The sequence below is a fragment of the Methylomonas sp. EFPC1 genome (assembly GCF_016925515.1).
Taxonomy (GTDB): Bacteria; Pseudomonadota; Gammaproteobacteria; order Methylococcales; family Methylomonadaceae; genus Methylomonas; species Methylomonas defluvii.
In genome coordinates, this window is the sequence record NZ_CP070494.1 from 243,911 (window position 1) to 254,990 (window position 11,080).

An 11,080-nucleotide genomic window follows, 5' to 3' on the forward strand; every position below is an offset into this window, starting at 1 on the left:
GACCGGCCACGGCACAGCTTAATGTCTGTGTGATGCGGGATTAGCCTGTCGCGCGTGCTGATGTTTGCGCGGAATGCATAAAGGAAATCGGTGCGTCCTCGGCATTTTCGAAAGTCACCATTTCCCAGGCGTCTTTGTCGTTCATCAGGCTCAGCAGCAACTTGTTGTTCAGCGCGTGGCCGGATTTAAAACCCTGGTATTCGCCAATCAGGCTGTAACCCAACAAATACAAGTCGCCGATGGCGTCGAGAATTTTGTGTTTCACGAATTCGTCGGCATAACGCAGACCGTCTTCGTTCAACACTTTATCGTCGTCCACCACAATGGCGTTATCCAGACTGCCGCCCAGCGCCAGATTGTTCTCGCGTAAAAACTCGATGTCCTTCATAAAGCCGAAAGTACGGGCCCGGCTGACTTCTTTAACGAAGGTCGTCGAAGAGAAATCCATCACCGCGGTTTTCAAATGCTCGGAAAACGCCGGATGTTCGAAATCGATGGTAAAGGTCACTTTAAAACCCTCGAACGGTTCGAACGCGGCCCACTTGTCGCCGTCTTCGACGCGGATTGCGCGTTTGATACGGATATATTGTTTGGGTACGTCCTGCTCGACCACGCCGGCCGATTGCAACAGAAACACAAACGGTCCGGCACTGCCGTCCATGATAGGCACTTCGGCGGCGCTGACATCGACAATCGCATTGTCTATGCCCAAACCGGCCAAAGCTGACAGCAAATGTTCGACGGTGGACACCTTAACGCCGTCGCGGACCAAAGTCGTGGACAGCTTGGTTTCGCCGACATTTTCAGGGCGCGCGGCTATCATCACCGGGGTTTCCAAATCCACGCGGCGAAAACGGATGCCGGTATCGGGCTCGGAGGGGTGCAGGGTCAGATACACTTTATCGCCGGTATGCAAACCAACGCCGGTGGCTCTGATGGTGTTTTTTAAAGTACGCTGTTTAATCATGAAATGCCGACAAATAGGTAAAACAAAGCCGGGGAGTCTATCACAGATTATGCGATAGCTCCCCCCGAACTTGGTTGTGCAGCCTCATAAGGACTCGTCGCAAGCGGACCTCAGTCTGCTTGACGTCTCAAGAAAGCCGGTACATCCAAGTAATCCAAATCGACGTCGTTTCTAGGTTGCGCGCCGAAGCGGGATTCCCGAGTCGATTCCTGTTTTTGCTGGCGGACGATGGTCGGTTTGTCCAATTGATCGTAATTGATCTCGCCGGCCGCGACTTTTTTCACCAGACTGATAGGCGAAGCCGCTTGCTTGGCTTTTTCACCCATACCGGTGGCGACGACGGTGACTTTAATTTCCTGGCCCATGGCTGGATTAACTGCCATACCGATTTTCATGTCGGCGTCTTCGGAAGCGAAGGCGTGCATGATGCTGCCGATTTCGTCGAACTCGTTCAAACCCAAGTCGCCGTTGGAGGTGACGTTCACCAAAATGCCGCGCGCGCCTTGCAGATTGTTGTCGTCCAACAATGGGCAGGCAATGGCTTTTTCCGCCGCTAAACGGGCGCGATTTTCTCCGCTGGCGACGCCGGTGCCCATGATGGCGCTGCCCATATTGGACATCACAGTCTTGACGTCGGCAAAGTCGACGTTCATCAAGCCAGGGTGAGTAATCAGCTCGGTGATACCTTGTACCGCGTCGCGCAACACGTCGTTAGCGGCGCGGAATGCTTCCACCAGCGATTTATTGTTGCCCAAAGTCGGCAGCAATTTTTGGTTTGGAATGATGATCAATGAATCGACCAGTTTTTCCAGTTCGCGCAAGCCCGCATCGGCCACGCCTTTTTTCTTGGAACCTTCAAAATCAAAAGGTTTGGATACGACGGCTACGGTCAGTACGCCCAGTTCTTTGGCGACTTCGGCAAATACCGCGATAGCACCAGTACCGGTACCGCCGCCCATGCCGGCAGTCAGGAATACCATGTCGGCGCCAGCAATTACTTCGCGGATGCGGTCGCGATTTTCTTCGGCAGCTGCTCTGCCTACTTCAGGACGAGTGCCTGCTCCCAGGCCTTTGGTTAGTTCTACACCCAGTTGCACAATGGACTCTACGCTCATTTCCCGCAGGGCTTGGGCATCGGTGTTGGCGCAAATAAATTGCACGCCGTCGATACCATCTTCCACCATGTGGTTAACCGCGTTGCCGCCACCGCCACCGACGCCGATGACCTTGATAACTGCGGTGCCGCTACTATCCAATAATTCATATTTCATTTTCACACCCTCCAGACAAAAAATTAAAAATTTCCTTGAAACCAGCTTTTGATTTTTGACAACAGATCCGCGCCATCATCGTTCATGCCTAACGCCCGGCCGTGATGATCCTTGCCATAAAGCAACAAACCCACCGCGGTCGAATAAATCGGGTTTTCCGCCACATCGGTCAATCCGGATACATGCAGCGGTACACCCATGCGAACCGGCATATGGAAAATTTCCTCTGCCAATTCGACCAATCCTCTTACTTGCGAACTGCCTCCGGTAATTACCATGCCGGCGGCAATTAAATCTTCATACCCACTTCTTCTTAACTCTGCTTGTACCAGCAGCATTAATTCTTCGTAACGCGGCTCGACAATTTCCGCCAGGTTTTGCGCGGAGATCTTGCGCGGCTCACGGTCGCCGATGCTGGGCACCGCGATGGTTTGTTGCGGATCGGCCAATTGCGTCAACGCGCAAGCGTATTGGCGTTTGATTTCCTCCGCGTTTTTGGTCGGCGTCCGCAGCGCCACGGCGATGTCGTTGGTGACTTGATCGCCGGCGATGGGTATCACCGCCGTGTGCTTAATCGCACCTTCCGAGAAAATCGCAATATCGGTGGTGCCGCCGCCGATGTCGATCAGGCATACGCCCAGGTCTTTCTCGTCGTCGGTTAGTACCGCCGCGCACGAAGCCAGTTGTTCCAGCACGATGTCGTCCACGTCCAGCCCGCATTTGCGGATGCATTTAACAATGTTCTGCTCGGCGCTGACGCTGCTGGTGACCATATGCACCTTGGCTTCCAGGCGGATGCCGGACATGCCGATCGGCTCCTTGATGCCTTCCTGTTGGTCGATCACAAACTCCTGCGGCAGAATGTGCAGGATCTTCTGATCGGCCGGAATCGCCACCGCCCGCGCCGAATCGATCACTCTATCGATGTCGTGTTGGGTGACTTCCTTTTCCTTGATCGCCACTATGCCGTGCGAATTCAGGCTTTTGATATGGCTGCCGGCGATACCGGCAAACACCGATTTGATCTGGCAACCCGCCATCAATTCGGCTTCCTCAATCGCCCGTTGGATGGAATGCACGGTCGATTCCAGATTGACCACGATGCCTTTTTTCAGGCCCTTGGACGGTGCGGTGCCGATACCGATCACTTCGATTTCGTCGCCACCCCGGTATTCACCGACGATAGCCGCGACTTTCGACGTGCCTATATCCAGCCCCACTAATAAATTTCGATCTGTCTTTTTGGCCATTGTTTATGCTCGGTAAGCGTTTAAATCAGGTTTTTGTTTTTTTCCACGATTGCTTTCCAATCGATATTGGTGACTTCCGGTTTCCAGGTCACCGCAAAGCCGTTCGGGTAACGGGTATCCACGCTCGCTATCATGGCCAGCTGTTCCTCTCCCAATAAATCCATGGTTCTTAGAAAGCGCTGCATATTTTCCAGCGGCGCTTTTCTGCCCAACTGCATTTCCATGCCGCTGGCTAACTTGATCCGCCAGGCTCGTCGTTCGTTGACGTGAAACTCGGCGAGCTGCATCGATTTATCCTTCAAGACGATGTACACGCCTTTCATGATCTCCAGCAGCTTCTTTTCCTGGCCGTCCGGGCCGGTAATCAGCGGTAAATTTTTAAATTCGTCGATATTGTCCGGCACCAACAAATCGCCTTGCTTGTTCAGCAGCGCCGATTTCCCCCAACGCACCACCGGCTTTTGCTCGGTAATTTTTATATGCACCGCATCCGGCCACACCCGCTTGACATCGACCTTGTCTACCAATGGCAGGGCTTTAATCGCTTGATGAATCGCATCCATGTCGGCCTGGTAATAGCCTTGTTTCATTTGCGGCGCCAACACTTCTTTCAGCCTGTCCTTGCTGGTGTATTGGAACGCGCCTTCAATCTTTACGTAGCGGATCGGCTTGCTGCTCAGTGCGCTGGCGCCGAATTGCTGCCAAGCCCACCAAGCGCCACCGATCAACAGCGCGGAAATCAAGATGAATCTAAACCGGCTCACCTAGACCCGCCATGCTGGTTTCCAAAATGCGCCAGACCAATTCTTCGAAACAAATCCCCACAGCCTTAGCGGCCATCGGCACTAGGCTGTGGTCGGTCATGCCGGGTACCGTATTCACTTCGATCAGTTGCGACCGGTCGTTAGCGTCGATAAATACATCGACACGCGCCCAGCCTTTCACGTCCAATGCCTGACAGGCTTGTACCGCCAAGGCCTGTAATTGTTGTTCGCGCTCCGCACTCAAGCCGCAGGGGCAGTGGTATTTCGTGGTGTTAGCTCGATACTTGGCATCGAAATCGTAAAAGGTATTCGGCGTTTCCAATCTGATTGCCGGCAGCGCTTCGCCGTCCAGCACGCCGACAGTGTATTCCTGACCCTGCACCCACTGCTCGGCATAAACGTCGCATAGATACTGCTTGGCCAATTGCAGTGCGGCGACCAGTTCGTCACGGTTGGTGGCTTTGCTCATGCCGATGCTGGACCCTTCCTGCGCTGGTTTAACGATCACCGGAAATCCCAGTTTGGCGATGCAAGGATCGATGTCAGCGGCACTTTTCAGCACGTACCAAAGCGGCGTGCTCAAACCCAAACCTTGCCAGCACAACTTGGTACGCAATTTGTCCATACTCAATGCCGAAGCCATCACGCCGGAGCCGGTATACGGCAAACCCATTACTTGCAAGACGGCCTGCAACACGCCGTCTTCACCGCCACGACCATGGATTACGTTGAACACTCTGTCGGCTTTGACGCCTGCCAACGCATCGATTGGGCTAGCGGTGACGTCTATCGCGACCGCGTCAACACCTTGCGCCTTCAGGGCCTGATACACGGCGTTGCCGCTGTTCAAGGATATTTCGCGCTCGGCGGCCGAACCCCCCAACAGGACCGCGACTTTGCCGAAATCGGCGGCATTTTTAATGCGTAATGGCTTCATGCTTTATCACCTACCCGGCAGACCTCAGTTTGCAGACTGATGCCGAATTGCGTTTGTACTTGAGTTTGAATATGTTCGATCAAGGTTTCTATATCTTCAGAGCTAGCGTTGCCACGATTCTCGATAAAATTGGCATGCTTTTCCGACACCACCGCGCCGCCGATCGCAAAGCCTTTCAAACCGCAGGCTTCGATCAAGCGGGCCGCGTAATCGCCGGGCGGGTTCTTGAATACCGAGCCGCAAGTCGGCTTATTGGTCGGTTGCGAGGCGTTGCGTTTTTCCAGCAAGGCTTTGATATGTTGCTGGCTGGCTTCGCTGTTGCCTTTGCTTAACTTCAGCTGAGCCGACAAGAACCATTCGTCGGCCAAACCTTTCACCGAACGGTAGGCCACTTCAAATTCGTGATGATCGCGCTGAATCACTTCGCCGCGCGGGTTAATCATTTCCACTTTCTCGACGATGCTCCAGGTCTCGCCGCCAAAGGCGCCGGCATTCATTTTCAAGGCGCCGCCCATCGTGCCGGGGATGCCGGCTAAAAACTCGGCGCCAGTCAGGCCTAAATCCGCGCAAAAACGGGCGACATGGGCGCAAGGCACCCCGGCTTCTACGTAAACCCGTTCGGAGTCGGCCAGATACATTTCCTTCAAGCGGCCGCGGGTATTGATCACCGTGCCGCGAATGCCGCCGTCGCGCACCAGTAAATTGCTGCCCAAGCCCATCCAGTACAGCGGTTCGCCGGCCGGCAGGCTGGCGATAAATTCGATCAGATCGGCCTTGTTTTCCGGGATGTACAGGTGTTGGGCCGGCCCGCCGACCCGCCAGCTGGTGTATTTCGCCAGCGGCTCGTTGTTTAATAAGGTGCCTCTGGTCACCATTACTTTAGGGCCTCGGCCAATTGTTGTGGCAACTCGGCGGCGATCTGACCGACGTTACCGGCACCCATGGTCAATACCACGTCGTCTTTTTCGACGATGCCGGCCAGGATGGTGGCCAAGTCTTCACGATTTTGCACGAATACCGGATCAACCTGGCCGCGCACCCGAATCGAGCGGCTTAAGGCTTTGCCGTCGGCCCCGGTAATCGGTGCTTCGCCAGCCGAGTACACATCCAACAAAATCAATACATCGACGCTGGACAACACTTCGACGAAATCTTCAAACAGGTCGCGGGTGCGGGTATAGCGATGTGGTTGAAACACCACCACCTTGCGCCGGCTCGGCCAGGCTTGGCGCAAGGCTTCCAGCGTGGCGGCTAGTTCGCGTGGGTGGTGACCGTAATCGTCAACCAAGGTTAATTTGCCGCCGTTGAAATCCACGTCGCCGTTGATTTGAAAACGTCTACCTACGCCTTTGAATTCGGCCAGACTTTTGACTATGGCGGCATCGTCTACACCCAATGCGGTGGCGATAGTCGTGGCGGCCAAGGCGTTCAGCATGTTGTGCCAGCCAGGCAGATTTAGCGTTACTTGTAATGGTGGCTGTCCGCCCCAGCGCAGCACGGTGAAATGGGTACGCAAGCCGTCTTGTTTAATGTCGATGGCGCGGACGTCAGCATCTTCGTTAACGCCGTAGGTTTTCACCGGCTTGGAAATGTTTGGCAATATCGCGCAGACGCCGGGGTCGTCGCTGCATAACACGGCCAAGCCATAGAATGGTAATTGGTGCAGAAACTTGATGAAAGTGTCCTTCAAACGGCTGTAGCTGCCGCCGTAGGTTTCCATGTGGTCTTGATCGATGTTGGTGACAATCGCCATCATCGGTTGCAGGTACAAAAACGAGGCATCGCTTTCGTCGGCTTCTGCAACCAGATATTTACCCAAGCCCAATTTAGCGTTGGCGCCAGCGCTGTTCAAGCGACCGCCGATGACAAAAGTTGGGTCCAGGCCGCCCTCTGCCAGCATCATGGTGGTAAGGCTGGTGGTGGTGGTCTTGCCGTGAGTACCGGCGACAGCGATACCAAAGCGAAAACGCATCAACTCGGCTAGCATTTCCGCGCGCGGAATCACCGGAATACGATTTTCGTAAGCGGTGACGATTTCCGGATTGGTTCTATCGACGGCGGTAGACGTGACGACCACATCGACATCGATGACATTGTCGGCGTGGTGGCCGAAGTAGACCTTGACGCCCATGGCTTGCAAACGATCAGTGACCGCCGAGCCTTTAATATCGGAGCCGGAAACGGTATAGCCCAGGTTGGATAGTACTTCGGCAATACCGCTCATGCCGGTGCCGCCGATACCGACAAAATGGATTTTGTCGATGTCGCCCAGCGCCTGGTTTTCGATGTGGGGGCGGTTCATACGGCGGCCTCCGCAACGCAAATATCCGCTACGGTCTGAGTGGCGGCGAGTCTGGCCTTGGCTTTGGCGGCCCGGCTCATGGAAGTTAATGATGTCATGGCTTGTTCTAGGGTTTTACGCAGATTGTCCGCGTTTAATTCGGGTTGCGGCAGCAACAAGGCGGCGCCAGCTTCGGTTAAATATTTGGCGTTGGCGGATTGGTGGTCGTCGATGGCGTGCAGCAAGGGCACAAAAATCGCCGGCAAACCGCAGGCTGCTACTTCGCTGACCGTCATTGCGCCGGCCCGGCAGATGATCAAATCAGCCCATTGATAGGCGCCTGCCATATCCTCGATAAAGGCCAAAGCTTCGGCGTTCAGTCCCAGCATGTGGTAGCGCTCGGCCACTTCAGCTTGCATGGCGCTGCCGGTCTGGTGCTTTACGTCCAGATTGCTCAATCCGGCCAATGCCTCGGGCACAGTGTCGTTTAGGACTTTTGCGCCCTGGCTACCACCCAGGATCAAAACCCTTAAATTGCGTCCGGCTTGCGGGTGCCATTCGGATTTTTCCGGCAGATCAATGAACGCATCCCTTAATGGATTGCCGGTGCAGACGGCGTGTACCGACTTGGCGAAGCTGTCCGGAAACGCTTCCAATACTTTGCGGGCAGCGAGCCTTACCAACAAGCGGTTGGTGGTGCCGGGGACCCGGTTTTGTTCGTGTATTACCAGCGGGATGCCCAGCCATTTCGCCATCAGGCCGCCCGGACCAGCCACAAAGCCGCCCATGCCCAATACCACATTCGGTTGACGCTGTTTCAGTATGCGCCTGGCCTGCAGACAGGCTTGAATCAATTTAAAACCTGCGCCGAGTTTGGACAGCAATCCCTTGCCGCGCATACCCGCTACCGCCAGCCAGTCGATGTCTATGTGGTTGGCTGGCACCACGCGGCTTTCCAGACCTTTTTCGGTACCCAGCCAGCTGACTTGCCAGCCACGCTCGCGCATTTCCTGAGCAACCGCCAGTGCCGGAAACACGTGTCCGCCGGTGCCGCCCGCCATGATCACGATGCGGCCACTCATGCGTGTTTCCCCTTCACATTGCTTTTATTGTGTTCGGTGACTTCGTAATGAATCCTAAACAATACCGCCATCGCGCCGCACATGACGATCATACTGCCGCCGCCGTAGCTCATCAGCGGCAAGGTCAGGCCTTTGGTGGGCAGCATGCCCATGTTCACGCCCATGTTGACGAAGGATTGGAAGCCAAACCAGATACCCAAGCCGTAAGCCGCCAAGGCAGAAAATTTCAGACCAGCTTGTTCGGCTTGTTCGCCAATCGCAAAGGCGCGGACCACTAAGGCGGCGAACAGGCCGATGATCAGCAGCACGCCGAGCAGGCCGAGTTCTTCACCCAGTACCGAGAACAAAAAGTCAGTATGCGCTTCCGGCAGATAAAAAAGTTTTTGCAGACCGTTACCCAAACCAACGCCGAAAAACTCGCCACGACCGAAGGAAATCAAGGCTTGAGTCAGCTGAAATCCGGAATCCCGGGCATCGGCCCAAGGATCCATGAAACTGGTGACCCGCGCCAATCGATACGGCGACTCAATCACCAAAATCACCGCCAAGCTAGCGACCAGGCCCAATAAGATAATGAACTGGGAAATACGGGCACCGCCCAGGAACATCATGCCCATGGCAATGATCAGAATGACCACTGCGGAGCCGAAGTCAGGCTCGAGCAATAACAGTACGCAAGCGACCGAAAACAGCATCAACGGTTTGACCAAGCCGAATGCGGAGCGGCGGACATGTTCCGAGTGGCGGGTGACGTAGCCGGCCATGTAAATCACCGAGATGAATTTCACGACTTCCGATACCTGGATCCGCAAACCCAGAATCGATAGCCAGCGGATACTGCCGTTGACCCGGATGCCTACGCCGGGAATCAATACCACCAATAGCAAAGCCAGGCCGGCGATGAACAGGGTTTGCCCCATTCTTTCCCAGCTTTGCATCGGTATGTTCAAAATGATCGCGGAAAAGCCCAAGCCAAAAGCGATGTGAATCAGCTGTTTGAAGGGGTAGTGCGAAATGTCGTCGGCCATTTTGACGCCCAAATGCAAAGAGGACGAGGTGACCAGCATGAAACCGATGCCCAGCAGGCTGAAGCACGCCAACATCAACACCGGGTCGATGTGCAGGCGGTTTTGCGCGCGGAGCTTGGTGGTGGGTTTCAACATAAAGGCAGGCTCATCACGGCTTCGGCGAATTTGTTGCCGCGGTCAACATAGCTGCGGTATTGATCCAGGCTGGCGCAGGCCGGTGATAGCAGTACGCTGTCGCCTGCGCTGGCCAAACTGGCGGCGATGGTGACCGCTTCTTTCATATTGCCGGCGAAATGGACAGGCACACAGTTATTCAAAGCCTGTGCGATCAATGGCGCATCTTTACCTATCAGAACCACGGCCTTGGTTTTTTCGGTGACGGCAGGCACTAGTTCGCTCATGTCCGCGCCTTTGGTTTCGCCGCCGGCAATTAAAATGACTTTCTGCTCGTAGCCGTTTAACGCGGCGATACACGCACCAATGTTGGTGGCTTTGGAATCGTTAACCCAATTGATGCCGCCTTTTTCCGCGACTTTTTGCATTCGGTGCGGCAAGCCTTTGAATTGTCTGAGCGCATCGCACATTTTGGTGATGCTTAGACCGGCTGCCGTGCCCAGGGCCAGCGCTGCCAACGCATTGGCGATGTTATGGCTACCTTCCAGGCGTAATTTGCTTGCCGCCATTAGGGCTTGTTCGCCTTGCATCAAAGTATCGGTTTCGCCGCGACGCAGATAAAAATCGGCTTGAGTTTGTGTGGAAAAAGTCAATGTTTGTCGGGCGGGATCGCGCATGGCCATGACCATCGGGTCGTCGGCATTCAAGACCATTACGCCGTCGCCCCGGAACACGCGTTGCTTTTCCGCCGCATAGCCCGCCATGCCGTCATGGCGATCCAGATGATCCGGACTGACGTTTAATACCGTGGCGACTTTTGCGTTTAACGCTTTGGTGCGCTCCAGCTGGAAGCTGGAGAGTTCCAATACGTAAAGTTCGGCGTCTTGTTGCAGCAAATCCAGAGCCGGTGTGCCGAGGTTGCCGCCGATCGCGGTTTTGACGCCGGCGGCGTTAGCCATTTCGCCCAGCATGGTGGTAACGGTGCTTTTACCGTTGGAGCCGGTGATGGCGATAACCGGTTTATCAGTGGCGCAAGCGAATAAGTCGATGTCGCTGAGTACGGTAACGCCCGCCTGTACGGCTTTTTGGATGGCCGCTTCGTGTAAAGACACGCCAGGGCTGACCAGCAAGTGAGTGGCGACATCCAGCGCGGATTGGTCGAAACCGCCGGAAAACACCGGCACGTCCGGCATTTGTTCGCGTAGGTTGTCGATCAGCGGCGGGTTTTTTCGGCTGTCGATCACCGCGAATTTAATCGGCGTCTTTTGCAAAAATTGCGCAGCTGAATAGCCGGTAGCGCCCAGACCTACGATCAATAGGCGAGCGCTATCCGGATTTAAGTTGAAATGGGTTTCCAGATTGCTGAGTAGGGCGGTGGTGTTCATG

General features: G+C 55.0%; 10 protein-coding genes. All 10 read right to left on the reverse strand.

The genetic code is table 11. The features are described from left to right. Positions 1-40: 40 nt before the first annotated feature. The 10 genes from lpxC to murD all read right to left on the reverse strand — a co-directional run bounded on the left by lpxC (position 41) and on the right by murD (position 11,079). Complete coding sequence (gene lpxC / locus JWZ98_RS01100; protein WP_033156794.1) at positions 41-967, reverse strand: UDP-3-O-acyl-N-acetylglucosamine deacetylase; 927 nt, start codon at positions 965-967, stop codon at positions 41-43. 110 nt (positions 968-1,077) lie between these two features. Next, positions 1,078-2,238, reverse strand: coding sequence for a cell division protein FtsZ (gene ftsZ, locus JWZ98_RS01105; RefSeq protein ID WP_036278068.1), 1,161 nt, complete (start codon positions 2,236-2,238; stop codon positions 1,078-1,080). A 23-nt stretch (positions 2,239-2,261) separates the two neighbouring features. After that, the gene (gene ftsA, locus JWZ98_RS01110; RefSeq protein WP_020483769.1) at positions 2,262-3,488 is read right to left on the reverse strand and encodes a cell division protein FtsA; all 1,227 of its coding nucleotides are present in this window, start codon (positions 3,486-3,488) and stop codon (positions 2,262-2,264) included. A gap of 20 nt (positions 3,489-3,508) precedes the next feature. Further along, the gene (locus tag JWZ98_RS01115; RefSeq protein WP_205452688.1) at positions 3,509-4,252 is read right to left on the reverse strand and encodes a cell division protein FtsQ/DivIB; all 744 of its coding nucleotides are present in this window, start codon (positions 4,250-4,252) and stop codon (positions 3,509-3,511) included. Beyond that, on the reverse strand, positions 4,239-5,189 hold the full coding sequence (locus tag JWZ98_RS01120) for a D-alanine--D-alanine ligase (protein WP_205452689.1): 951 nt from the start codon (positions 5,187-5,189) through the stop codon (positions 4,239-4,241). Before JWZ98_RS01120 ends, JWZ98_RS01115 begins: the two co-directional genes overlap by 14 nt. Further along, positions 5,186-6,064, reverse strand: coding sequence for a UDP-N-acetylmuramate dehydrogenase (gene murB, locus JWZ98_RS01125; RefSeq protein WP_205452690.1), 879 nt, complete (start codon positions 6,062-6,064; stop codon positions 5,186-5,188). The genes JWZ98_RS01120 and murB overlap by 4 nt, the downstream gene beginning before the upstream one ends. Next, positions 6,064-7,491, reverse strand: coding sequence for a UDP-N-acetylmuramate--L-alanine ligase (gene murC, locus JWZ98_RS01130; protein ID WP_205452691.1), 1,428 nt, complete (start codon positions 7,489-7,491; stop codon positions 6,064-6,066). Before murC ends, murB begins: the two co-directional genes overlap by 1 nt. Further along, positions 7,488-8,552: an undecaprenyldiphospho-muramoylpentapeptide beta-N-acetylglucosaminyltransferase gene (murG, locus tag JWZ98_RS01135; RefSeq protein WP_205452692.1), complete on the reverse strand. Its 1,065-nt coding sequence runs from the start codon at positions 8,550-8,552 to the stop codon at positions 7,488-7,490. The genes murC and murG overlap by 4 nt, the downstream gene beginning before the upstream one ends. Further along, complete coding sequence (gene ftsW, locus JWZ98_RS01140) at positions 8,549-9,715, reverse strand: putative lipid II flippase FtsW (protein WP_205452693.1); 1,167 nt, start codon at positions 9,713-9,715, stop codon at positions 8,549-8,551. Before ftsW ends, murG begins: the two co-directional genes overlap by 4 nt. Further along, positions 9,709-11,079, reverse strand: coding sequence for a UDP-N-acetylmuramoyl-L-alanine--D-glutamate ligase (gene murD / locus JWZ98_RS01145; RefSeq protein WP_205452695.1), 1,371 nt, complete (start codon positions 11,077-11,079; stop codon positions 9,709-9,711). The genes ftsW and murD overlap by 7 nt, the downstream gene beginning before the upstream one ends. Position 11,080 lies beyond the last annotated feature (1 nt).

Coding starts and splice junctions, on each gene's coding strand:
- lpxC (WP_033156794.1), bottom strand. CDS start 967: ATGATTAAACAGCGTACTTTAAAAAACACCATCAGAGCCACCGGCGTT.
- ftsZ (WP_036278068.1), bottom strand. CDS start 2,238: ATGAAATATGAATTATTGGATAGTAGCGGCACCGCAGTTATCAAGGTC.
- ftsA (WP_020483769.1), bottom strand. CDS start 3,488: ATGGCCAAAAAGACAGATCGAAATTTATTAGTGGGGCTGGATATAGGC.
- JWZ98_RS01120 (WP_205452689.1), bottom strand. CDS start 5,189: ATGAAGCCATTACGCATTAAAAATGCCGCCGATTTCGGCAAAGTCGCG.
- murB (WP_205452690.1), bottom strand. CDS start 6,064: ATGGTGACCAGAGGCACCTTATTAAACAACGAGCCGCTGGCGAAATAC.
- murC (WP_205452691.1), bottom strand. CDS start 7,491: ATGAACCGCCCCCACATCGAAAACCAGGCGCTGGGCGACATCGACAAA.
- murG (WP_205452692.1), bottom strand. CDS start 8,552: ATGAGTGGCCGCATCGTGATCATGGCGGGCGGCACCGGCGGACACGTG.
- ftsW (WP_205452693.1), bottom strand. CDS start 9,715: ATGTTGAAACCCACCACCAAGCTCCGCGCGCAAAACCGCCTGCACATC.
- murD (WP_205452695.1), bottom strand. CDS start 11,079: ATGAACACCACCGCCCTACTCAGCAATCTGGAAACCCATTTCAACTTA.